The following is a 22329-nucleotide window of genomic DNA, read 5'->3' as shown; positions in this document are numbered from 1 at the left end:
AGCCGCATGAATGGGGGTGAACCGGGCGTTGTCAGCGCTGATACAGGTTCCGTTTGGCGATGTACTGCACCACACCATCGGGCACCAGATACCAGACCGGCTCGCCCCGGGCCACCCGCGCACGGCAGTCGGTCGAGGAGATGGACATCGCCGGCACCTGGATCAGGCTGACGGTGTCCGCCGGCAGGTGCTTGTCGGTGAGCTGGAAGCCGGGCCGGGTCACCCCGATGAAGTGGGCCAGCTCGAAGATCTCGTCCAGGTCCTTCCACGACAGGATGCGTTGCAGCGCGTCCGCGCCGGTGATGAAGAACAGCTGCACCTTCGGGCCGTACTCGGCCTGGAGGTCGCGCAGCGTGTCGACGGTGTAGGTCGGCCCGTTCCGGTCGATGTCGACCCGGCTGACCTGGAACCGGGGGTTGGAGGCGGTGGCGATGACCGTCATCAGGTACCGGTCCTCGGCGGGGCTGACCGGCTCGTCGGCCTTCTGCCACGGCTGCCCGGTCGGGACGAAGACCACCTCGTCCAGGCCGAAGCGGTCGGCCACCTCGCTGGCCGCGACGAGGTGCCCGTGGTGGATCGGGTCGAAGGTGCCACCCATGATCCCGATCCGCCGGATGTCTTCCTCCACCCCGTGATCGTAGGCCGGGCGTCGTGGCGGACCGTCCCGGCCCGGCGGCGGACAACGGCGGTGACCAGTCGACCCGACTCTGAACGGGCGGAAAACAGAGGCGTCGGCCCGCCGGGCATCACGCTTTGCACGGTTATACCTGGGAGTCATAGATATGACTCCCAGGTATGACCGCCGAAAGACAGACATGCCGGCAGGCCGGCACACCCGTCAAGCGGGGTCGCGGCACGACGCCGGCACGCCTATACTCGTGGACGAGTAATCGGGGACGAGGGAGGGAGGGTGTCGTGCCGAAGCGGCGCAAGGTCGGCAACCTGCTGGCGCTGGCCGTGCTGTCCGCCCTGGTCCAGCGGCCGATGCACCCGTACGAGATCGCCACCGCACTGCGTGCCTGGGGCAAGGACCAGGACATGGAGTTCAAGTGGGGGTCCTTCTACACGGTGATCCGCAACATGGACAGACACGACATGATCGAGGCCGTGGAGAGCGTCCGCGACGGGCGACGGCCGGAACGCACCGTCTACCGGATCACCGACGCGGGGCGGGCGGAGCTGGTCGACTGGGCCCGCGAGCTGGTCTCCACCCCGATGCCGGAGCATCCCCGCTTCCGGGCCGGCCTGTCCGTGCTCGCCGCGCTGCATCCCGACGAGGCCACCGACCTGCTGCGGCAGCGGCTCGACCTGCTGGACGACGCGATCCGCCAGGGCCGCTCGACGCTCGACGCGCACCTGCGGGAGATCCCGCGGCTGTTCCTGGTCGAGTCCGAGTACGACCTGGCCATGCGCGCCGCCGAGGCGGCCTGGCTGCGGGCCCTGCTCGCCGAGCTGACCTCGGGCGACTACCCGGGGCTGGACACCTGGCGGGCCTTCCACGAGACCGGCGAGATGCCGGCGGAGCTGACCGCGCTGGCGGAGAGGACCAGCACCCCCGACCCTGACACCCCCGACTGACGGACGGCTCCGGCGGGGTGCGCCAACACCCCGCCGGAGCCCCTACCTCGAACCGACACCTGGGAAGGCGCCCGGCCCGAAGCGGCAACCACGAGGATAACCGCGCTCCCTCCCAGGTCGGTTCGCACACGCACCGACCGACGACACCCAGGGAGAGAGCATGACCACGGTACGAACCGCGATCGTCATCGGCGGCGGCATCGCCGGTCCGGTGACGGCGCTCGCGCTGCGCCGCGCCGGCATCACCGCCACCGTCCACGAGGCGTACCCCGCCACCGCCAGCGGGGCCGGCGGCATCGGCGGCACCCTCGCGCTCGCGCCCAACGGGGTGGCGGCCCTGCGCACGGTGGGCGCGGACGGTGCGGTGACGGCGATCGCCAACCCGATCGAGCGCACCGCGATGGCCGTCGGCCGCCGCCGCATCGACCTGCCCACACTGGCCGGGGTGCCGCCGCTGCGGGTGGTGCACCGGGCCGAGCTGCACCGGGTGCTGCACGACCGGGCGGTCGCCGAGGGCGTCCCGTTCGCGTACGGCAGGCGGTTGGTCGCCGCCGAGCAGACGGAGAACGGCGTGACCGCCCGCTTCGAGGACGGCAGCAGCGCCACCGCCGACGTCCTGGTCGGTGCCGACGGCATCCGCTCGACGGTCCGCAATCTCATCGACCCGGCCGCGCCCGGCCCGCGGTTCACTGGGCTGCTCGGTTTCGAGGCGGTGGCCCGACACGAGGTGGACGCCGAGCCGGGCACGATGACCTTCGCGTTCGGGCGACGCGGCTACTACCTCTACTGGCCGGAGCCCGGCGGCGGCACCCGCTGGGGGGCCAACCTGCCCCACCAGCGGCCGTTGAGCCTGGTCGAGGCCCGCGCGGTGCCGGCGGCGCAGTGGCTGGACACGCTGCGTACCAGCTACGGCGACGACGATCCGGGCCGGGAGTTGATGGCGACCAGCAGCGCCGACGAGCTCCAGGTCGTCGGCTCGTTGCAGATCATGCCGCCCGTGCCGCACTGGCACCGGGGGCGGATGGTGCTGGTCGGCGATGCGGCGCACGCGCCGTCGAACAGCTCCGGTCAGGGCGCGTCGCTGGCGATCGAGAGCGCGGTGCAACTCGCCCGCTGCCTGCGTGACCTGCCGGACGTGGCGTCGGCGTTCACGGCGTTCGAGCGACTGCGGCGCGCGCGGGTGGAGAAGGTCGCCGCCCGAGCGGCGCGGATCAACCAGGCCAAGGCGCCGGGGCCGGTCGCCCGGGCGCTGATGCCGCTGCTGATGCCGCTGCTGACGCGCACCGCGATGGACCCGGAGAAGACGGTCGCCGCCGAGCAGCGCTACGTCATCGACTGGGACGCCCCGGTCACGACGGAGCCGGCGCTGCGCTGAGCCGGGGCGCGGGGTGGCCCGCCAGCCACCCCGCGCCCGCCGGTCTCAGGCCGCCGCGGCGGCCACCGCCGTCCGGGCGACCAGCGCGCGGCGCAGGTCGTCGTCGGCGTCGGTGATCACCCGACGCAGGCCGGGAGTCAGGTCGTCGCGGGCCAGCAGTGCCGCGGCCGCCTCCCGGGTCGGCTGTGCCACGGCGTAGCGGGGGAACGCCAGGGCGGCCACCCGGTCGGCAGTCCAGGCGGTACGCCGCCGCGCGGTGGCCGGCATGTCCGCGAAGTACCGGTCGACGTACGCCGCGGTCAGCTCGCCCTGTTCGGGTTGCCAGAAACCCTCGGCGGTCGCCTCCAGCAGCCGGCTGGACAGCCCGGTGTCCCGCACGATGATCTCCCACGCCGCCTGCTTCGCGGCCGGGTCGGGCAGGGCGGCACGGCAGCGGGCCGCCCGCTCGGCACCGGTGGCGCTGGGGTCGGCCGCCGCCTCGGCGGCGATCTCCGCCTCGCCGGCCGCGCTCAGCACCACCAGCCGACGCAGCACCGCCCAGCGCAGCTCGGCGTCGACCTTCAGGCCGGCCGGCACGTCGCGCCCGGCGAGCCAGCCGGTGAGCAGGTCGGCGTCGGTGGTCGCGGCGGTCCAGCCCCGAGTGGCGGCGAGCTGCAACGACTCCCCCGCTGGCGCGCCGTCGAGCAACTGCCGGCACGCCCCGGCGACCCGGGCCAACGCGGCGGACCGGGTCAGCGGGTCGAGGTAGCGGTCGACCAGTGACCGGCTGAGGGTGAGCACGTCCTCCGCGATGATCACCTCGGTCTCGGCCGGCAGCGCGGCGACCATGAGGTCGACCAGGCCCGCCACCGGCCGCTCGCCGTCGGTCGCTGCGTCCAGTGCCTCGCTCCAGAGCACCGCCCGCGCCAGTGGGTCGGCCAGCCCGGGCAGCACCAGCGGTACGGCGTCCGCCGACGCCGGGTCGAGACGGACCTTGGCGAAGGTGAGATCGCCGTCGTTGGGCAGCAGCAGCCGGGACGCCGGGACGCCGGTCAGCTCGCCGAGCACGGTCCGCCCGCCGTCGGTGGCCGGGTCGAGGTCCACCTCGTCGCGCTCCACCGTGCCGTTCGCCAAGTAGCGGCCCACACCGATCCGGTGCGGGCGCAGCACGGGGTGCGACTCAGGCGCGGTCTGCACCACGGCCACCTCGGTGTAGCGGCCGTCGGCGTCGACGGCGGCCTCGACGCGCAGCGTGTTGACCTGCGCCTGGCGCAACCACAGCTCAGCCCAGCCGGACAGGTCGCGGCCGCTGGCGGCGGAGAGGCTGGCCAGCAGGTCGGCGAGGGTGGCGTTGCCGAAGCGGTGCGCGGCGAAGTGCGCGTTCAGGCCGGCGAGGAACGCCTCGTCACCGAGCCACGCGACCAACTGCCGCAGCACGCTGGCGCCCTTGGCGTACGAAATGCCGTCGAAGTTGAGCAGGCCCTCGTCGGCGTCGGCCACCTCCGTTGGGGCGACCGGGTGGGTGGAGGGGCGCTGGTCGGCGGCGTAACCCCAGGCCTTGCGGCGCATGGCGAAGGTGGTCCACGCCTGATCGAAGCGGGTCGCCTCGGCGGTGACCCGGGTGCCCAGGTACTCCGCGAAGGACTCGTTCAGCCACAGGTCGTCCCACCAGCGCATGGTGACCAGGTCGCCGAACCACATGTGCGCCATCTCGTGGGCGATGGTGGTGGCCCGCAGCTCCCGCTGGGTGTCGGTGACCGCCGAGCGGAACACGTAGTCGTCGCGGAAGGTGACGATGCCCGGGTTTTCCATCGCGCCGCCGTTGAACTCGGGGACGAACGCCTGGTCGTACTTGCCGAACGGGTAGCGCTCGGTGAAGAGCTGGTGGAACCGGTCCAGGCACTGCCGGGTGACGGTGAGGATCTCCTCGGCGTCGGCATCCAGGTGCTCGGCGAGCGACCGGCGGCAGTAGATGCCCAGCGGCACGCCGTCGTGCTCGGCCCGCCGGACGTGGTACGGCCCGGCGATCAGCGAGAAGAAGTAGGTGGCCAGCGGCGCGGTCGGGGCGAACTCCCAGCGCCCGGGAGCCGGGTTGGCAGTTACCTCGGCGTTGCTGGCGACCGTCCACTGCGGCGGAGCGGTGACCGCGAGGGTGAACGGGGCCTTGAGGTCGGGCTGGTCGAACGCCGCGAAGATGCGCTGCACGTTGTCGAGGAAGGTCACCGCGTAGAGGTAGGTCTCGCCGTCGGCCGGGTCGACGAAGCGGTGCATGCCCTCCCCGGTGTTGGAGTACGCCATCTCCGCCTCGACGACCAGGGTGTTCTCCGCCTGAAGGTCGGTCAGCGGGAGCCGGTTGTCGGTCAACACGGCGGGGTCGACGTCGCGGTCGTTGAGGCGTACCGCCAGCAGTGTGGCGGGCTTGACCTCGGCGAATGTCGCGGTGCCGGGGGTCGCCCGGAACCGGATCTCGACGCGGGAGCGGAACAGCTCGCCGCCACCGGTCAGGTCGAGGTCCACCTGATAGGACTCGACAGTAATCGCCGCGCCACGCGCGGTCGCCTCTACACGGGTCAGGCTCGGCATCCGCTTATCCTGCCCGATGGGGATCCGCACGCGGTCACCACACGACCCTCGGCACTGGAGGAAAGAACAATGGCGCAGCACCCCAAGGGCGACTTCGACCTCTCTCGGGCGGTCTGGCAGCGGGCCGACGGGGACACCTCCGACAGCGCCGTCGAGGTCGCGTTCGTCGACGACCTGATCGGGATGCGCAACTCCTCCGAGCCGGAGGGGCCGGTGCTGGTCTTCACCCAGGCCGAGTGGGACGCGTTCGTCGCCGGCGCGCAGGACGGCGAGTTCGACCTGGACTGACCGCCGCCCACGCCAGCCCCGTGCCGGTGCCAGAGCGGCGATGGTGGGGGTGTGCCGATGCACGCGACACCCCCACATCGCCGACTCGGGGACGGCCGCGGGCGGGCCGTCAGCCATCGGCGGGGCCGTCGCCGTCGCCCCAGCCCAGGCCGCCGGGGCCCGGGGCGTGGTGGAAGCCGGGATGCTCGGCCACGTCGACGCAGCGCTCGCCGTCCGGGCCGACCGCTCCGCAGAACAGCCGCTCGGCCCGGTGCCAGGCATCGGCCGGCGACAGGGCCGCCGCGCCGAGCGCCAGCTCCGGGCGGAGCAGGCTCAGCGCCTCCGCGTACGCCACCGCCAGCTCGCGGGCGTCGGCCAGGCCGGCCGCCGTGAAGCCCAGGTGCACCGTGAAGAACCGGTGCGGCCGGGTGGGCCGCCGGGGCGGCCCGATCAGCGCCCCCGCGTCCCGACTCCGGCCCGCGCCGAGACCTCCGGCCGCCCGCCGTTGCCGCCAGTGCGGCGATCTGTTGTCCCGCATCCCGCCCTCCCCCGTGATCCCTTGTCGCGGCCCGGCCGCAACACCGGCCCCAGCCGCCGCGGCCCTCGTCACCGCCGGCCACTCACCGGAAACTCAACCAGGTTCCCGCGCCGGTGGGAGGGGCCAGCGGACGCCGATCCGGTGGCCGCGGCGCACCGCCGGCCGGCGCGCGACCGATGCCGGCGGTGGATTCAGGAGCCCCCACCTGGGTAGACGCACCCGGCCGGGCAGACCGGCCGGCACCCGCACGTGAGGAGACCCGATGGCGACCATGCCGGCCGACCGCAGCCCGGACAGCACGCTCGCGTTCCTCCGTGCCGGCTACCGGTTCATCGGCGAGCGCTGCGACCGGTACGGCAGCGACATCTTCCAGGCCCGGATCCTGCTGGCCCCGACCATCTGCCTGCGCGGTCGGCCGGCGGCGACGCTGTTCTACGACACCGAGCGCTTCCAGCGGCGGGAGGCGATGCCGCTGCGGGTACAGCGGACACTGACCGGCCGGGGCGGCGTGCAGGGGCTGGACGGGCCGGAGCACCGGGACCGCAAGGCGATGCTCATGTCGATCATGACGCCGGCCGCCATCCGGCAGCTCGGCCAGCTCTTCGACGACGAGTGGCAGGCCCGGATTCCGGCCTGGGAAGGCGCCGCGCCGGTGACGCTCTACGACGAGCTGGGCCGGCTGCTGACCCGGGTGGTCTGTGCCTGGGCCGGGGTGCCGCTGGCCGCGTCACAGGTCGACCGCCGTACCGTCGATCTGCACGCCATGATCGAAGGCCCGGCGATGGTCGGCCCCCGGCACTGGCGCGGCCTGCTCGCCCGCCGCCGGGCCGAACGCTGGATCGCCGACCTCATCGAGCGGACACGGATCGGCGTTTCCCTGGCTCCCGCCGGCAGCGCGCTGAAGGCGATCGCCGAGCACCGGGACGCGCGGGGCATGCTGCTCCCCCGGCGGATCGCCGCGGTCGAACTGCTCAACGTGCTGCGGCCGACGGTCGCCGTGGACCGCTTCATCGTCTTCGCCGCGCTCGCCCTGCACGACCACCCCGCCTGGCGGCAACGGGTCCGCGACGACGACGAGGCCACCGAGCAGTTCGTCCAGGAGGTACGCCGGTACTACCCGTTCTTCCCGGCCGCCGCGGCCCAGGTCCGGCGCTCCTTCGACTGGCACGGCCACCACTTCCCGCGAGGGCGGCGGGTGCTCCTCGACCTGTACGGCACCAACCATCACCCCGCGCTCTGGCCCGAGCCGGAGCTGTTCCGCCCGGAGCGGTTCGCCGGCCGTCCCGTGGACGCGTTCCAGCTGATCCCACAGGGCGGCGGCGACCACTGGACCGGGCACCGCTGCGTCGGCGAGTGGATCACCATCGACCTGATGAAACGGGCGGTCACCAACCTGACCAGCGCCATGCGCTACGAGGTCCCGCCACAGGACCTGGCCCTGGACCTGCGCCGGATGCCCGCACTACCTCCCACCGGCTTCACCCTCACCAACATCCGCCGCACCGCCTGACGCACCGCCCCGCCGACCGTGCTGATGACCAGCGGGGCGGGGGCGGTCAGGGGTGCGGGACGCTGCGGAGACAGCCGTCCTGCTTCTTCTCGAACAGCTCACCGTGCAGCCCTTGCGGCAGGCCATGATCGCCTGGCGGACCGGCGGCGCTACCCGAACTCGGGCGGTCGAAACGACGTACCGGTTTGATCGGCCGGATCGCGGGCACGTGCTGCGCGGCCGCCCACCCGGCGGCCGTCCACCGCCTGTCCGGGAGGCACCGTTGCCCTTCGACACGAGCCAGTACGGCCGGCCCGTGCACCGAGGCGGCCATCTGCCGCCACAGCGCCGGCCGGTGGCGGCGTGAGCGCGCCGACCCGCCGGGCGGGCGGACCACCCGACGACCCGCGCCTCGGCGAGGCCCCGCGCAATCCGCGCGCCGGAGGTGACCCCGACGGTGGCCGGGACGGTACGGCGCCACCCCCACTGCCGATGGCGTACGTGCTGCCGCTGCGCTGGACCGTCGACACCGGCCTGGCCGAGCTGACCGACTACCTGCGCTGGCTGGGCGGCCGCGTCGAGGTGATCCTGGTCGACGGCTCCCCACCGGACGTCTACGCCCGCCACGCCGCGGCGTGGCGCGGGCTGGTCCGCCGGCACCTCCCACCCGACCCCACCCTGCGCGGGCTGAACGGCAAGGTGACCGGGGTGCTCACCGGCGTCCGCGCAGCCGGCCACGAACACGTGGTGATCGCCGACGACGACGTCCGGTACGACGAGGCCAGGCTGCGCGCGGTGCACCGGCTGCTCGGCCGGGTGGATCTGGTCCGGCCGCAGAACTACTTCGCCCCGCTGCCCTGGCACGCCTGGTGGGACACCGGTCGGACGCTGCTCAACAGGGCGGTCGGAGCGGACTACCCGGGCACCCTGGCGGTGCGCCGCAGCACCTTCCTCGGCATGGGCGGGTACGACCCGGACGTGCTCTTCGAGAACCTGGAGCTGATCCGCACCGTGCGGGCGTACGGCGGCACGGAGGCCGCGCCGGCCTGGCTGTACGTCCGCCGACTGCCGCCGGACGCCGCGCACTTCCGCGGCCAACGGGTCCGCCAGGCGTACGACGATCTGGCCCAGCCGGCGCGCCTGCTGACCTCACTCGCGGTCCTGCCGGCGCTGGCCGCGGCGGTCGCGGCCCGCCGGCCCGGGCTGCTGCTCGGCGCGGCGGCCGCCACCGTCGCCCTGGCCGAGCTGGGGCGCCGCCGCGCCGGGGGTGGCACGGTCTTCCCGCCGAGCACCGCGCTGGCGGCCCCGCTCTGGCTGCTGGAACGCGGCGTGTGCGGCTGGCTCGCGGTCGGTCAGCGGTTTCTGCTCGGAGGGGTCCGCTACGGCGACACCCGCCTGCGCCGGGCCGCCCACTCGACCCGCGCGCTGCGGTCCCACTGACAACGCGACAGCTCGCGGACACCGAGGTGGCCGCGAGCTGTCGGGGTGGTACGGGATGGGGGTCAGGGGCTGACCTGCTGGCGGGACTGCTGGGTCTGGTCTTTGACGTCCTGCGCGGCCGACTTCGTGTCGTCCTTGACGTTGTCCACGGCGCCCTGGGCGGTGGACTTCACCGACTCGGCGGCGTGCTGGGCCGGCTCGCGCAGCTCCTCCTTGAGCTCGCTGGCCACCTCGCCCAGCTTCTCCTTCACCGCCCCGCTGTGCTCGCTGGCCTTCTCCTTGATCTGGGTCGCGGCCTGCTGTTCCCGGCGGCTGGCCGGGATCAGCGACGAGGCGAGCCAGCCGACGCCGAACGCGATCAGGCCGGCGGCCAGCGGGTTGCCCTCGGACTTCTGCCGGATCACCCGCGGCGCGCTGTGGGCGGCGTCGCTGACGCCGGAGGCCGCCGAGTGCGCGGCGTCGCTGACGCTGGAGGCCGCCGACGAGGCGCGGTCGCCCACCGAGTGGGCGGCGTGGCCGGTGCCGTGGCCGAGGTCAGACGCGGTTCCCATGACCTTGTCCCTCACATTCTGCAGCGCGGAACGGGCCCGCTGCTTACGGTCGTCGACGATGCGGCTGGGGCTGACCTTGTACGCCAGGGCGTCCACGTCGGAGCTCAGGTTGTTACGGGTTGCTTCGATCTCCCGGCGGATCTGGTCGGGATCGGTGCTCATCGGGTGACTCCCTCCGGGTGGGGCTTGAGCGCGTCGGGGATCCGCTGCACGCTGTCGTTGGTCTGCTTGAGGCCGCGTACGTGCTGGGCGTTCTTCTTGGCCATGGAGTAGAGGACCCCGGCGATCGCGGCCCAGATGACGGCGACGATCAACGCGGCCCAGCCGGCGTCCATCACGTTGGACAGTCCGGCCCAGAGGGCCAGCGACAGGAAGAGCGCCACCATGTAGCCGCCGAAGCCGGCGCCGCCGAAGAGCCCGGCGGCCTTGCCGGCCTTCCTGCCCTCCTGGCGGATCTCGGCCTTGGCCAGCTCGACCTCCTGGCGCATCAGCGTCGACAGGTCACTGGTGACCTGGCGCATCAGCTCACCTAGTGAGCTGCCCTTCACCTCCGCCGCGGTGTGCGGGGCACCCGCGTCGGGGTGGTAACCGGAGTCCGGTCCGGACCCCTGCGTCGGCATGGTCATGCCGTCACCTCCCTTCGGATGACTCGGTGGCTCACGGGCGGGTGTTGCCGCTGGAGGGCACGCCCGGCAGCGGGTCGGTCTGGCTCACCGGCGGCAGCGGCTGACCGGTGCGGGTCGGCTCGGCGTACCCGCCGGAGGTCGGCTGGGCGTACGTGCCGGGGGTCGGGTCGGCGTACATGCCGGGGGTCGGGTCGAGGTAGCCACCCGGCGGCACGGCGTCCGGCACCGCGCGGGGCGCCGGCGGCGGCGTCGGAATCACGGCGGTCTGCTCCGGGTCGTACGCCCCGGCGCCCCGGTAGCTCGCCGAGCCGTTGCCGGAGTCGTCGCCGGCGGCGGAGATGCCGCGGGTCACGCGGCCGGCCAGCACGCCGAGCACCGCCGCGCCGACCAGGAAGGTGCCCGGGTTGCGCCGCGCGTAGTCGCGTACCTCGGTGATCAGGTCGCCGGGCTCGCGCTCCTCGAGCCAGCCGGCCACGCCGTGCACCCGGTCGGCGGCCTGACGGGTCAGCTCGCTCACCGGGCCGGCCTGGCCACCCTGCTCGGCCATCGAGCGCATCTCGTCGGCGAGCGAACGCAGCCCGCCGGCCGCGCGGCGCTGCTGCTCGCCGGTCTGGCTGGCGAGCTGGTTGCGCGCCTCGCCGTAGAGGTTGCGGGCCTGCCGGGCCGCCTCACGGCCGACCTCGGTGCCCTGCTCCCTGGCGGTCTGCGCGACCGCGCCGCCGGCGTGCGCGGCCTCCGATCCGACCTGGCGGGCCTCTTCGCGGACGCCTCCGCCGTTGGTCGACTCCTGCCCGTACGTGGAAGACGTGGGTGACAGATCGTAAGTCATGATTTCCCTTCCGCTCGGAAAGTCGTCGCGGTTGTGCTGGGGGGATGCGGCCGCGCTGCCGCGGCCGCTGACGATTCACCTACCCTGCGTTCCGGCTTCCATACCTCTTCGTGCATTTCTCTGCGCGGCCGACCGATCGACTTCAAAATGGAGGATCGTCGGGCTGCGTCACGTCGCCGCCGCGGACAGCGAGGTTCGCGGGGCCGGCAGATCCACGGAGGGGGCAGCGATGGCACGAGGCGCGCGAGGTGGCCGACCAACCGGCCCTCGGCCCCGGGTGCAGGTGGCCGCGCTGATCGTGGCCGGGGTCTTCCTGCTGATCGGCATCCTCGGCTACATCCCCGGCATCACCACCGACTACGGGGAGATCCGGTTCGCCGGACCCCACTCGGATGCCCGGCTGCTCGGGCTGTTCCAGATCTCGATCCTGCACAACGCCGTACACCTGCTGTCCGGGCTGGTCGGCCTGGTGCTGGCCCGCAGCATCGCGGGCGCCCGGCTCTTCCTGGCCGGAGGCGGTGCGATCTACCTCGCCCTCTGGCTGTACGGCCTGGCGATCGAGGCCATCAACGAGGACGGCGGGGCGAACATCCTGCCCGTCAACGGCGCCGACAACTGGCTGCACCTCGCGCTCGGCTTCGGCATGCTCGCGCTCGGGCTGCTGCTCTCCAACCAGGTCGGCACCGGCGGACGCCTCGACACGCCGAGCGACCGACCCTGAACTGGCGCTGCACCGGTTTGGCGGTCATCCCGCGGTGGGTATGCCGGGGGCGATTCGCGAAAGAGGTGTGACATGCCCCGTTGGCTACGCGACAACGCGCTGACCGTCGCCATGCTCGGCGCGTTTCTGGTCTTCCTGGTGTTGCAGAGCGTCTTCGGCTGGCAGACCCACAACGAGGAGCTGACCGAGTTCGGCGCGGCGCCGCTGAGCTGGCCGGCCTACCTGACCAGTGGGCACTTCGCGGAGGCCGTCTTCGAGAACTGGGAGTCGGAGTTCCTCCAGATGGGCGGGTACGTGCTGCTCACCGCGCACCTGGTGCAGCGGGGTTCGGCCGAGTCGAAGCCGGTGGACCAGACCGACCGGCCGGAGGACGACGAGCGCCGGGCCACCCCGCAGTCGCCCTGGCCGGCGCGCGTCGGCGGCCTGCCCCTGGTCGTCTACCGCAACAGCCTCTCCATCGCGCTGCTGCTGATCTTCCTCGGCTCGTTCGTCGGCCACCTGCTCGGCGGCACCGCCGCGTACAACCAGGAGCAGGCGTTGCAGAGCGGAGCGCCGCCGATCGGGGTGTGGGACTTCCTCGGCACCAGCGACTTCTGGTTCCAGTCCATGCAGAACTGGCAGAGCGAGTTCCTCGCGGTCGGCGCCCTGATCGTGCTGAGCATCTTCCTGCGCCAGCACGCCTCGCCGGAGTCGAAGCCGGTCACCGTCGAGCACGCCAGCACCGGCGCTTGAGCGCCGGTACCGCCGGCGGCGAGGGTCGTCAGGCCGCGACCGGCAGCCGCTTGGCGAAACAGACGCTGTACGGGTTGTGCACGTACTCGCCGTAGACTGGGATCCGGTCGTAGCCGCACGAGGAGTAGAGCCCGATCGCGGCCGGCAGGTAGGTGCCGGTCTCCAGGCAGACCACCGAGTGCCCCTGCCGGAACGCCAGCTCCTCCAGCGCGGCCAGCAGTTGGCGGGCGATGGCCCGACCCCGGTACGCCGGCCGGACGTACATCCGCTTGACCTCGCCGGTCGCGGCGTCGATCGACTGGAGCCCACCGCAGGCGACCGCCCGGCCGTTCACCACCACCGCGAGGTAGCGGATGTCGTCATGGGTGACGGTGACCTGCCCGTCCAACCCGCCATTTGCCTCGCGCAGCTCACGCTGCTGCGCGATGACCAGGGCGGCGATCTCCGGATCGGTGGCGGGCCGAGACTCGATCAGCATCACCCCACGTTAGGCGGGGTGGATTTCGCGGAGGTTTCCGGCAATCAACCCGATCGCGGAGCGCATCGGGCTATTCGGCGTCGTCCTCGTCGTCGATGTCGACGATGTCGTCGGACGCGTCGGCACCCACCTCGTCCCCCGAGCGCACCCGGCGAGCCTTGCGGGCGGCGAGCCGTTCCGCCGCACGCGCACGGTTCGACCGCGCCTCCAGCCGGACATCGGTGCCCCGGTTGCCGGGCGTGAACTCCACGCCGGCGTAGAGCGTCGGCTGCCAGTCGAACTCGCGCTCACCGATCCGGACCAGGTCGCCGGGCTGCGCGCCAGCCTTGGCCAGCTTGTCCTCCACCCCGAGCCGGGCCAGCCGGTCGGCCAGGTAGCCGACCGCCTCGTCGTTGTCGAAGTTGGTCTGCTTGACCCACCGCTCCGGCCGGACACCCCGGACGGTGAACGAGCCGTCGGTCTCGGCCGTGATCGTGAAGCCCTCGTCGTCCACGGCCGTCGGCCGGATCACGATCCGGGTCGGCTCGGCCGGCGGCGCGGCCTTGCGCTGCGCGTCCACCAGCTCGGCCATCGCGTAGGTGAGCTCCTTGAGCCCCTCCCGAGTGGCCGCGGAGACCTCGAACACCCGGTAGCCGCGCTCCTCCAGGTCGGGGCGCACGATCTCGGCGAGGTCGCGGCCGTCGGGCACGTCGACCTTGTTCACGGCCACCAGGCGCGGCCGGTCGGCCAGCCCGCCGTACTCGTTCAGCTCGGCCTCGATGGTCTCGATGTCGGCGACCGGGTCGCGGCCCGGCTCCAGCGTCGCCGAGTCGATGACGTGCACCAGCACGGCGCAGCGCTCGATGTGCCGCAGGAACTCCAGACCCAACCCCTTGCCGGTGGCCGCGCCCGGGATCAGGCCCGGCACGTCGGCGACGGTGAAGGTGTGGTTGTCCAACCGGACCACGCCGAGGTTGGGCACCAGCGTGGTGAACGGGTAGTCGGCGATCTTGGGCTTGGCGGCGGAGATCACCGAGATCAGCGACGACTTGCCGGCCGACGGGAAGCCCACCAGGCCCACGTCGGCGACACTCTTGAGCTCCAGCACCACGTCCAGATGGTCGCCGGGCTCACCCAGCTCGGCGAAACCGGGAGCCTTGCGCTTGGCGTTGGCCAGCGAGGCGTTACCCCGCCCGCCCCGCCCGCCGCGGGCCACCTCGAAGGTGGTGCCGGCGCCGACCATGTCGGCCAGCACGGTGCCGTCGAGGGTCTGCACCACGGTGCCGTTGGGCACCTTGAGCACCAGGTCATGGCCGTTGGCCCCGTCCCGGTTCGACCCCGCGCCACCCTTGCCGCTGTCGGCCTTGACGTGCGGGCGGAAGTGGAAGTCGAGCAGCGTGGTCACCTGCGGGTCGACCACCAGGGACACGCTGCCGCCGTGCCCGCCGTTGCCGCCGTCCGGCCCACCGAAGGGCTTGAACTTCTCGCGGTGGATCGAGGCACAACCGTGCCCGCCATCGCCGGCCTGCAGATGCAGAACGACCCGGTCAACGAACGTCGCCACGACGTCAATCCTTCCAGCGAGGTCCGACCCCGCACTGCGAAAAAAGCGAAGCGGGCCGGGACCAGGAGGTCCGCGGCCCGCAAAGCCTGAAAGCTACTGCTGCGGAACGATGCTGACGGTCTTGCGACCGCGCTTGGTGCCGAACAGGACCGCACCGGCGGACAGCGCGAACAGCGTGTCGTCGCCGCCACGGCCGACCAGGTCACCGGGGTGGAACTTGGTGCCACGCTGCCGGATGAGGATCTCACCGGCGCTGACAACCTGACCACCGAAGCGCTTCACGCCGAGTCGCTGGGCCGCGGAGTCACGACCGTTACGCGAGCTGGACGCACCCTTTTTGTGAGCCATTGGAGGACGACCTACTTCCCGCTGGAGATGCCGGTCACCTTGACCTGGGTCAGCGGCTGGCGGTGACCCTGGCGCTTGTGGTAGCCGGTCTTGTTCTTGAACTTGTGGATCTTGATCTTCGGGCCCTTGGTGTGCGCGGCAATCTCGCCGGACACCGCGACCTCGGCAAGCTTCGCCGCGTCGGTCACCAGGTCGTCACCGTCGACGAGGAGCACCGCGGTGAGCTTCACCGCGTCACCGGGGGCACCGGTGAGCTTCTCGACCTCGATCACGTCGCCCTCGGCGACCTTGTACTGCTTGCCGCCGGTCTTGACGATCGCGTACATCGGAGGCGGACTCCCTGTCGTTGAGGCTGCTGGCGGTCGTCCCCGCGGCGGCTCGCCGGGTAGCAGTGCACGGCGGCGCGGGCACACGGGAACTCGGCACACCAAAAGTGCGCCGCAGGCAAGAGTACGCCATCGCGGGCCCGGACCCCAAACCGGCCCGCCCTGGTCAGCGCGCGCAGAGCTGTTCGAGGCGCTGCTGGAGCCGGTCCAGCTCGGTCTCGTCGATCGACCCGACATCGGCGCCGAGCGCGGCGACCTCGGCGCCGATGTCGGTGAGCAGCGTCTTGAGCTGCGGGTCGTTGGCCCGGACCGACTGCTCCCGCAGCGCGGTCCGCCAGCCGGTCAACGCGGCCTCCGCCTGCTTGCGGGCCGCCTCGGCGGTGGCGCTGTCCCCAGCCCCCACAGCCGCGATCATCCGGCCCAGCTCCGCCACGTATGTCTGGAGCGCGGTGGCGCCGGCCTGCTGCGCGGCGGCGCAGACCTGCGCGGTGTCGCCGCCCGCCGCACCACCATTCACCGGCGTGCCGGTCGGCGCCGCCGGCGTACCGGCCGACCCGCCCGGAGCGCCCCCGGGCCCGGCGGCCGGGCCGGAACCCCCGGTGGTCGCGCCGGCCGGACCCGGCCCCTCGCCGCCGGGCCGGTCAGTGGAGCAACCCGCCCCGGCGGCGAGCGCGGCGACCAGCACGGTGACGGCGAGCAGACGACGCATCTTCTTCTCCTGACCGGGGGTGGCCGATCGCGGACCGGGGTGGCCGGACCGGCGAGGTCCCTCCCCCGTCACTTTGCCGGGGAAGGGACCTCGTCAAACACCGTGCCGGTCAGGTGATCAGGGGCGGGTCCGTCGGCGGGCGCCACCCCGGCGGGAACGACGCCGGCCAGCGCCGCCCTCGGTGCTCTCCTCGTCGGCGTCGCCGTCGGCGAGAGCATCCGGGTCGTCCGCGGCGGCCAGCCGGGCCGACTCGCCCTGCTGGCTGTCGGAGACCGCCGGCGCGGCGGCGGTGTCCGCCTCGTAGCGGGACAGGTCGTAGCCCATCGTGTCCACGTAGTCGGCGTCCCGTTCGGTGCCGGTGTCGCTCTCGACGACCTCGACCACCGCCTTCTCGGCCGAGGCGCTCTTGCGCGCCCGACGGCGGGACGACGCGCTGCCCTGCTCGGCGGGCGGGGCGGCGGCGACCGACGAGGCGACCGCCTTGACCTTCTCCCCCGCCCCGTTGGAGCGTGGCTTCTCCGGCACCGGCTCGGTGTGGATGATGACGCCCCGACCCTTGCAGCACTCGCAGGTCTCGCTGAACGCCTCGATCAGGCCCGCGCCGATCCGCTTACGGGTCATCTGCACCAGGCCGAGCGAGGTGATCTCGGTGACCTGGTGCTTGGTGCGGTCCCGGCCCAGGCACTCGGTGAGCCGGCGCAGCACCAGCTCACGGTTGGACTCCAGCACCATGTCGATGAAGTCGATCACCACGATGCCGCCGATGTCGCGCAGCCGGAGCTGGCGGACGATCTCCTCCGCCGCTTCCAGGTTGTTACGGGTGACCGTCTCCTCGAGGTTGCCCCCGGAGCCGGTGTACTTGCCGGTGTTGACGTCGACGACCGTCATGGCCTCGGTACGGTCGATCACCAGCGAACCGCCGGAGGGCAGGAAGACCTTGCGGTCCAGGCCCTTGATGATCTGCTCGTCGATCCGGTACTCGGAGAACACGTCACTCGTGCCGACGTGCCGGCGTACCCGGTCGACCAGGTCCGGGGAGACGTGCGACAGGTACGACTCGACCATGTCGTACGACTGCTCGCCCTCGATCACCAGCTCGCGGAAGTCCTCGTTGAAGAGGTCCCGGACCACCCGGATGACCAGGTCGGGCTCCTCGTAGAGCAGCACCGGCGCGCCGCCCTCGGCGGCCTTGGCCTGGATGTCCTCCCACTGGGCCTGGAGGCGCTTGACGTCGCGGGCCAGCTCGTCCTCGCTGGCGCCCTCGGCGGCCGTCCGGACGATCACGCCCGCGCCGTCCGGGACGAGCTTCTTGAGCACGTCGCGGAGCCGCTTGCGCTCGGTGTCCGGCAGCTTCCGGCTGATCCCGGAGGCGTTGCCGTTGGGCACGTAGACCAGGTGCCGGCCGGAGAGCGCGATGTGGCTGGTCAGCCGGGCGCCCTTGTGCCCGATCGGGTCCTTGGTGACCTGGACCAGCACCGAGTCGCCGGAGCGCAGCGCCTGCTCGATCGAGCGGGCGCGCCCCTCCAGGCCGGAGGTGTCCCAGTTGACCTCGCCGGCGTACAGCACCGCGTTGCGGCCCCGGCCGACGTCCACGAACGCCGCCTCCATGCTGGGCAGCACGTTCTGCACCTTGCCCAGGTACACGTTGCCGGCCATCGTGCCGGAGGAGTTGCGGGTGACGTAGTGCTCGACCAGCACGCCGTCCTCCAGGACGGCGATCTGGGTGCGGTCACCGCGCTGACGCACGGCCATCACCCGGTCGACCGCCTCCCGGCGGGCCAGGAACTCCGACTCGCTGAGGATCGGCGGCCGGGTACGCCGCTGCTCCCGGCCGTCCCGGCGGCGCTGGCGCTTGGCCTCCAGCCGGGTCGAGCCGGACACGCCCTGCACCTCGTCGACGGTCCGGCGCGGTTCGCGGATCTTGACCACGGTCGGCACGCCGTCGTCGGCGGCGCCCTCCGTGTCGCCGGCACCCCGACGGCGGCGACGCCGGCGGCGGCGGGTCAGCCCGTCCCCGCCCTCGGACTCCTCGTCCTCGTCGCCCTCGGCCTCAGCCTCGGCGGTCTCTTCCTCCTCGGCCTGCGCCGCCTCGTCGGACTCCTCGTCCTCGGCGTCGTCGGCACCGCCCTTGCCCCGGCCACGGCCGCGGCGACCACGCCGGCGGCGGCGGCGCGCGGCGGCGCTGTCCTCGTCGTCCTCATCCGCCTCGGCGGCCTCTTCGGCCTCCTCGGTCGGCTCCTCCTCGGCCTCGATCGCCTCGACCGGCTCCACCGGCTCGGCGTCGCGGCGACCGCGCCGCCGGCGGCGGGACGGCTCGGCGGCCTCCTCCGCAGCCGGCTCCTCGGCGAACGGGGTGGGCTCCACCGGCCGGGTCACCGGCACGGCGTCGGGCTGCGGAGCCATGAACAGCACGGTGGGCGCGGAGAGTGCCGCCCGCCGGCGGCGGGTCCGCGGCTGCTCCGGCTCGATGGTCTCGGCCGGCTCGTTGGCCAGACCGGCCACGGCCACGCCCGGCGGCACCTCGCCGGAGCGCTCCTGCGCGCCGCTGGTCCGGGCCGGTTCGGCGGCGGTCCCGCCCGCGGCGGCCTCCGCCTCGTTCAGTTCGGCCTCCGCCTCGCGCAGGTCGGACTCCACCGGCGTCTCGGCGACCGACTCCTCGACAGCGGCGGGCTCTTCGGCCGCGGGCGGCTCCTCGACAGCGGCCGGCATGGCCTTCTTCCGACGGGTGCGGGTCACCTTGACCGGGGGGACCACCTCGGGAGAGGCCTCCTCGGCGGAGGCCGCGACGAGCGGCTCCTCGGCGGTCTTCTCCACGGGGGTGGCCTTGCGGCGGCGCCGGGGGGCCTTCGGGGGGGTCTCCAGATCGCCGGAGACCGGGGCGAAGACCTCCGCCTGCGGCGGCTCGTCGCCGCCGGTCCCGCCGGTGGGCGCCTCGACCGGGGCGTCGGCCTGCTCCGGTTGGTTGAGCGGGGCGGCCCGACGGCGGGTCGCCCGGGTACGCCGCGCGGGCGCGGCGGGCTGGGCGCTCTCCGCGCCGGCCGGTTCCAGCGCGGCCGATCCGGCAGCGGCGGTGGAGTTCGCGACGGCGGCGCCGTCGGCGGTGGTGCTCTGGTCAGCGGTTTCGCCGGCCGGCTGTGAACCGGTCCGTTCGCCGCCCTCGGGCTCGTTCTCGAGCATGGACGTTCTCCAGTTCTGGCTGCCCCGGGCGCGGGTGAGCGCTGCCACGCAGGGTCGCCGCAAAAGTGTTTCCGCCGGGCGCGCGTGGTGCGCGACCGCCGAAGTCTGCCTGCCAGAGCACTGACCGTCGGTCAGTGCCCAACGATGGCTGCCCCGTCGCGGTCCGCATCCAACGGATCCACGATCGCACCCTGCGCGGTCAGCGTGCCCTGAGCCAGCCGGGTCACCCTCGGCGAGACCGGCGGCTCCAGGTCGGCCACCACGCGGAGGCCGGAAAGGACGTCATCGGGCCGTACGGACGGGGTGACCTGCCGCACGACCAGTTCGAGTATCGCACACGGTACGGCCGCCGCCCCGGAAGGCGTCGGCGTCGACGCGAGGACATCGATCGACATCACGGCCGCGCGGGCGTCGAAGGTGCGTCGTCCCTGCTTGGTCATCCGCTCGACCAGCACCTCCTCGGCGGCGGTGAAGGCGTCCACGGCGGCGCGCAGCACGGCGGGGTCGATCTCGGGCAGCTCGATGTGCCAGTGCGACGCCTGGATCCGGTCCGGCAGGCTGCCCCCGTCGGCGATCACGGCGTCGAGGACGTCCAGCCCGGGTGAGAGCGCGGCGTCCAGCGCGGCCCGCAGCGCCTCCGGGTCGACCGGAGCCTGGAGGCCGATCTCCAGGTACTCCGCCTCGCTGGCCACCCCGGTGGGTGCGGCGCTGGCGTAGGAGATCTTCGGGTGCGGCGTGAAGCCCTGGGAGAAGGCGATCGGCACGCCGGCCCGGCGCAGCGCCCGCTCGAAGGCCCGGGCGAAGTCCCGGTGCGAGGTGAACCGCAGCGGCCCGCGCTTGGCGTACCGGATGCGGACGCGCTGGACGACCGGCGCCTGCCCACCCTCCGGCTGTGGTTTCTTACTGATCGTCTCGCTCCTCGGAACTCAGCACCCGTCGATCATGAAGTTATTGTCGGCGACACGCCGTGCGGCTGGCAACAACTTCATGATCAACACGGGCGACCGGGTGGGGCCGGGTGGGCCGGGGTGGGGCCGGGTGGGTCAGGCGGTGGGGGTTTTGAGGCCCTTGATGGGGGTGAGGGGCAGGAGCTTCTTTCCGGTGGGCCCGATCTGGATCTCGGTGTCCATCGAGGGGCAGACGCCGCAGTCGAAGCACGGGGTCCACCGGCAGTCGTCCTGCTCGAACTCGCTGAGCGAATCCTGCCAGTCCTGCCAGAGCCAGTCCTTGTCCAGGCCCGAGTCCAGGTGGTCCCAGGGCAGGACCTCCAGCTCGTCGCGCTGCCGGGTGGTGTACCAGTCGAGATCCACCCCGAACGCGGGCAGCGTCTCGGCCGCCGCGTCCACCCAGCGCTGGTACGAGAAGTGCTCGCTCCAACCGTCGAACCGGCCGCCGTTCTCCCACACCCTGCGGATCACCGAGCCGACCCGGCGGTCACCCCGGGAGAGCAGCCCCTCGATCAGCGACGGCTCGCCGTCGTGGTAGCGGTAGCCGATCGCCCGGCCCAGCGAGCGGTCCGAGTTGATCGCCTGCTTGAGGATCTTGAGCCGGTGGTCGATGACCTCCGGGCGCTCCATCGGAGCCCACTGGAACGGGGTGTGCGGCTTGGGCACGAACCCGCCGATGGAGACCGTGCAGCGGATGTCCTTGGAGCCGGTGGCGGCCCGACCGGCCTTGATCACCTCGTGCGCCATGTCCGCGATCTCCAGGACGTCGGCGTCGGTCTCGGTGGGCAGGCCGCACATGAAGTAGAGCTTCACCTGCCGCCAGCCGTTGGTGTACGCGGTCACGACGGTGCGGATCAGATCTTCCTTCGACACCATCTTGTTGATGACCTTGCGGATCCGCTCCGACCCGCCCTCGGGGGCGAACGTCAGGCCGGTACGCCGCCCGTTGCGGGACAGCTCCTGCGCGAGGTCGATGTTGAACGCGTCCACCCGGGTCGACGGCAGCGACAGCGAGACGTTGGTGCCCTCGTACTGCTCGGCCAGGCCGGAGCACATGTCACCGATCTCGGAGTGGTCGGCCGAGGAGAGCGACAGCAGGCCCACCTCGGAGAAGCCGGAGAATTCCAGCCCCTCGCGCACCATCTGGCCGACCGTGGTGATCGACCGCTCGCGTACCGGCCGGGTGATCATGCCCGCCTGGCAGAACCGGCAGCCCCGCGTGCAGCCCCGGAAGATCTCCACCGCGTACCGCTCGTGCACCGTCTCGGCCAGCGGGACGAGCGGCTTCTTCGGGTACGGCCAGGCGTCCAGATCCATCGTCGTGCGCTTGTGCACCCGGAACGGCACGTCCGCCCGGTTCGGCACGACCCGCTGGATCCGCCCGTCGGGGAGATAGTCCACGTCGTAGAAGCGCGGGACGTAGACGCTCTCGGTGCGGGCCAGCCGCAGCAGCAGCTCGTCGCGGCCACCCGGAGAACCCTCCGCCTTCCACTCCCGGACGATCGCGGTGATCTCCAGGACCGCCTCCTCGCCGTCGCCGAGCACGGCGGCGTCGATGAAGTCGGCGATCGGCTCCGGGTTGAACGCGGCGTGCCCGCCGGCCACGATCACCGGGTCGGCGTCCGTGCGGTCGGCGGCCAGCAGCGGAATGCCGGCCAGGTCGATCGCGGTGAGCAGGTTGGTGTAGCCCAGCTCGGTGGAGAAGGAGATGCCGAACACGTCGAAGTCGCGCACCGGCCGGTGCGCGTCGACGGTGAACTGCGGCACGCCGTGCGTGCGCATCAGGTTCTCCAGGTCCGGCCAGACCGCGTACGTCCGCTCGGCGAGGGTGTCGGGCAACTCGTTGAGCACCTCGTAGAGGATCTGCACGCCCTGGTTGGGCAGGCCCACCTCGTACGCGTCGGGATACATCAGTGCCCAGCGCACGGTCGCCGCGTCCCAGTCCTTGACCACCGCACCCAGCTCACCACCCACGTACTGGATGGGCTTCGAGACCTGAGGAAGCAGTGGCTCCAGCCGAGGCCAGACGGAATTGGTCGCGGCCGCGCGCGGCGTCGTGGACGGGGCACTCATGATGCCCAAGGGTACGCGCC

21 protein-coding genes are annotated in these 22329 nt (G+C 72.6%); 7 read left to right on the top strand and 14 right to left on the bottom strand.

What is annotated here, in order from left to right; all coding sequences use genetic code 11:
• Positions 1-31: 31 nt before the first annotated feature.
• A complete protein-coding gene (gene nadD, locus KBX63_RS17555) occupies positions 32-628 on the bottom strand; it encodes a nicotinate-nucleotide adenylyltransferase (protein WP_210912314.1) in 597 nt (198 codons plus the stop codon).
• Between the two features lie 287 nt (positions 629-915).
• On the opposite strand from nadD, the gene KBX63_RS17550 reads away from it, so the two are divergent.
• Complete coding sequence (locus tag KBX63_RS17550; RefSeq protein WP_210912313.1) at positions 916-1578, top strand: PadR family transcriptional regulator; 663 nt, start codon at positions 916-918, stop codon at positions 1576-1578.
• A gap of 160 nt (positions 1579-1738) precedes the next feature.
• Positions 1739-2953: an FAD-dependent monooxygenase gene (locus KBX63_RS17545; protein WP_210912312.1), complete on the top strand. Its 1215-nt coding sequence runs from the start codon at positions 1739-1741 to the stop codon at positions 2951-2953.
• A gap of 45 nt (positions 2954-2998) precedes the next feature.
• Here KBX63_RS17545 and pepN read toward each other — a convergent pair whose 3' ends face one another.
• Complete coding sequence (gene pepN / locus KBX63_RS17540; protein WP_210912311.1) at positions 2999-5515, bottom strand: aminopeptidase N; 2517 nt, start codon at positions 5513-5515, stop codon at positions 2999-3001.
• Between the two features lie 69 nt (positions 5516-5584).
• On the opposite strand from pepN, the gene KBX63_RS17535 reads away from it, so the two are divergent.
• On the top strand, positions 5585-5803 hold the full coding sequence (locus KBX63_RS17535; protein ID WP_210912310.1) for a DUF397 domain-containing protein: 219 nt from the start codon (positions 5585-5587) through the stop codon (positions 5801-5803).
• Positions 5804-5912: 109 nt separating this feature from the next.
• Here the strand turns inward: KBX63_RS17535 and KBX63_RS17530 are convergent, their stop codons facing one another.
• The gene (locus tag KBX63_RS17530) at positions 5913-6320 is read right to left on the bottom strand and encodes a hypothetical protein (protein WP_210912309.1); all 408 of its coding nucleotides are present in this window, start codon (positions 6318-6320) and stop codon (positions 5913-5915) included.
• 262 nt (positions 6321-6582) lie between these two features.
• Here KBX63_RS17530 and KBX63_RS17525 point away from each other — a divergent pair, with 262 nt between their 5' ends.
• A complete protein-coding gene (locus KBX63_RS17525) occupies positions 6583-7830 on the top strand; it encodes a cytochrome P450 (RefSeq protein WP_210912308.1) in 1248 nt (415 codons plus the stop codon).
• Positions 7831-8172: 342 nt separating this feature from the next.
• Positions 8173-9249, top strand: coding sequence for a glycosyltransferase (locus tag KBX63_RS17520; protein WP_307871744.1), 1077 nt, complete (start codon positions 8173-8175; stop codon positions 9247-9249).
• Between the two features lie 62 nt (positions 9250-9311).
• On the opposite strand, the gene KBX63_RS17515 is transcribed toward KBX63_RS17520, so the two are convergent.
• From KBX63_RS17515 to KBX63_RS17505, 3 genes are read right to left on the bottom strand one after another with little or no spacing between them, the layout of a single operon-like run.
• Complete coding sequence (locus KBX63_RS17515) at positions 9312-9962, bottom strand: DUF3618 domain-containing protein (protein WP_210912307.1); 651 nt, start codon at positions 9960-9962, stop codon at positions 9312-9314.
• Positions 9959-10426: a phage holin family protein gene (locus KBX63_RS17510; protein WP_210912306.1), complete on the bottom strand. Its 468-nt coding sequence runs from the start codon at positions 10424-10426 to the stop codon at positions 9959-9961. The genes KBX63_RS17515 and KBX63_RS17510 overlap by 4 nt, the downstream gene beginning before the upstream one ends.
• 31 nt (positions 10427-10457) lie before the next feature.
• On the bottom strand, positions 10458-11255 hold the full coding sequence (locus tag KBX63_RS17505; protein ID WP_210912305.1) for a hypothetical protein: 798 nt from the start codon (positions 11253-11255) through the stop codon (positions 10458-10460).
• Between the two features lie 229 nt (positions 11256-11484).
• On the opposite strand from KBX63_RS17505, the gene KBX63_RS17500 reads away from it, so the two are divergent.
• The gene (locus KBX63_RS17500; protein ID WP_210912304.1) at positions 11485-11976 is read left to right on the top strand and encodes a DUF4383 domain-containing protein; all 492 of its coding nucleotides are present in this window, start codon (positions 11485-11487) and stop codon (positions 11974-11976) included.
• Between the two features lie 72 nt (positions 11977-12048).
• On the top strand, positions 12049-12708 hold the full coding sequence (locus tag KBX63_RS17495) for a DUF6766 family protein (RefSeq protein ID WP_210912303.1): 660 nt from the start codon (positions 12049-12051) through the stop codon (positions 12706-12708).
• A 28-nt stretch (positions 12709-12736) separates the two neighbouring features.
• Here the strand turns inward: KBX63_RS17495 and KBX63_RS17490 are convergent, their stop codons facing one another.
• From KBX63_RS17490 to KBX63_RS17455, 8 genes are all read right to left on the bottom strand, one after another.
• Positions 12737-13186, bottom strand: coding sequence for a GNAT family N-acetyltransferase (locus KBX63_RS17490; RefSeq protein ID WP_210912302.1), 450 nt, complete (start codon positions 13184-13186; stop codon positions 12737-12739).
• Between the two features lie 70 nt (positions 13187-13256).
• Entirely contained in the window at positions 13257-14729 is a 1473-nt protein-coding gene (obgE, locus tag KBX63_RS17485; protein ID WP_210912301.1) for a GTPase ObgE, read from the bottom strand.
• Between the two features lie 93 nt (positions 14730-14822).
• On the bottom strand, positions 14823-15077 hold the full coding sequence (gene rpmA, locus KBX63_RS17480; RefSeq protein ID WP_074313740.1) for a 50S ribosomal protein L27: 255 nt from the start codon (positions 15075-15077) through the stop codon (positions 14823-14825).
• 11 nt (positions 15078-15088) lie between these two features.
• Positions 15089-15403, bottom strand: a complete 315-nt coding sequence (gene rplU, locus KBX63_RS17475; protein WP_074313742.1) for a 50S ribosomal protein L21 — start codon at positions 15401-15403, stop codon at positions 15089-15091.
• Positions 15404-15569: 166 nt separating this feature from the next.
• Complete coding sequence (locus KBX63_RS17470) at positions 15570-16112, bottom strand: hypothetical protein (RefSeq protein ID WP_210912300.1); 543 nt, start codon at positions 16110-16112, stop codon at positions 15570-15572.
• A 117-nt stretch (positions 16113-16229) separates the two neighbouring features.
• Positions 16230-19289, bottom strand: a complete 3060-nt coding sequence (locus KBX63_RS17465) for an Rne/Rng family ribonuclease (RefSeq protein WP_210912299.1) — start codon at positions 19287-19289, stop codon at positions 16230-16232.
• A 131-nt stretch (positions 19290-19420) separates the two neighbouring features.
• Positions 19421-20140, bottom strand: a complete 720-nt coding sequence (locus tag KBX63_RS17460) for a TIGR03936 family radical SAM-associated protein (RefSeq protein WP_210912425.1) — start codon at positions 20138-20140, stop codon at positions 19421-19423.
• A gap of 192 nt (positions 20141-20332) precedes the next feature.
• Positions 20333-22309 carry a TIGR03960 family B12-binding radical SAM protein gene (locus KBX63_RS17455; protein ID WP_210912298.1) on the bottom strand — a complete coding sequence of 659 codons (1977 nt, stop codon included), beginning with the start codon at positions 22307-22309 and terminating at the stop codon, positions 20333-20335.
• Positions 22310-22329: the final 20 nt, after the last annotated feature.

It is taken from the genome of Micromonospora sp. U21 (assembly GCF_018070045.1).
Taxonomy (GTDB): domain Bacteria; phylum Actinomycetota; class Actinomycetes; order Mycobacteriales; family Micromonosporaceae; genus Micromonospora.
Note: the sequence above shows the minus strand (reverse complement) of the source record. Positions and strands in the feature narration are given on the sequence as shown.

Excerpts from the sequence above, each read along its gene's own strand:
- KBX63_RS17545 (WP_210912312.1), top strand. The coding sequence starts at position 1,739 with ATGACCACGGTACGAACCGCGATCGTCATCGGCGGCGGCATCGCCGGT.
- pepN (WP_210912311.1), bottom strand. The coding sequence starts at position 5,515 with ATGCCGAGCCTGACCCGTGTAGAGGCGACCGCGCGTGGCGCGGCGATT.
- KBX63_RS17535 (WP_210912310.1), top strand. The coding sequence starts at position 5,585 with ATGGCGCAGCACCCCAAGGGCGACTTCGACCTCTCTCGGGCGGTCTGG.
- KBX63_RS17530 (WP_210912309.1), bottom strand. The coding sequence starts at position 6,320 with ATGCGGGACAACAGATCGCCGCACTGGCGGCAACGGCGGGCGGCCGGA.
- KBX63_RS17525 (WP_210912308.1), top strand. The coding sequence starts at position 6,583 with ATGGCGACCATGCCGGCCGACCGCAGCCCGGACAGCACGCTCGCGTTC.
- KBX63_RS17515 (WP_210912307.1), bottom strand. The coding sequence starts at position 9,962 with ATGAGCACCGATCCCGACCAGATCCGCCGGGAGATCGAAGCAACCCGT.
- KBX63_RS17510 (WP_210912306.1), bottom strand. The coding sequence starts at position 10,426 with ATGACCATGCCGACGCAGGGGTCCGGACCGGACTCCGGTTACCACCCC.
- KBX63_RS17505 (WP_210912305.1), bottom strand. The coding sequence starts at position 11,255 with ATGACTTACGATCTGTCACCCACGTCTTCCACGTACGGGCAGGAGTCG.
- KBX63_RS17500 (WP_210912304.1), top strand. The coding sequence starts at position 11,485 with ATGGCACGAGGCGCGCGAGGTGGCCGACCAACCGGCCCTCGGCCCCGG.
- KBX63_RS17495 (WP_210912303.1), top strand. The coding sequence starts at position 12,049 with ATGCCCCGTTGGCTACGCGACAACGCGCTGACCGTCGCCATGCTCGGC.
- KBX63_RS17490 (WP_210912302.1), bottom strand. The coding sequence starts at position 13,186 with ATGCTGATCGAGTCTCGGCCCGCCACCGATCCGGAGATCGCCGCCCTG.
- rpmA (WP_074313740.1), bottom strand. The coding sequence starts at position 15,077 with ATGGCTCACAAAAAGGGTGCGTCCAGCTCGCGTAACGGTCGTGACTCC.
- rplU (WP_074313742.1), bottom strand. The coding sequence starts at position 15,403 with ATGTACGCGATCGTCAAGACCGGCGGCAAGCAGTACAAGGTCGCCGAG.
- KBX63_RS17470 (WP_210912300.1), bottom strand. The coding sequence starts at position 16,112 with ATGCGTCGTCTGCTCGCCGTCACCGTGCTGGTCGCCGCGCTCGCCGCC.
- KBX63_RS17465 (WP_210912299.1), bottom strand. The coding sequence starts at position 19,289 with ATGCTCGAGAACGAGCCCGAGGGCGGCGAACGGACCGGTTCACAGCCG.
- KBX63_RS17455 (WP_210912298.1), bottom strand. The coding sequence starts at position 22,309 with ATGAGTGCCCCGTCCACGACGCCGCGCGCGGCCGCGACCAATTCCGTC.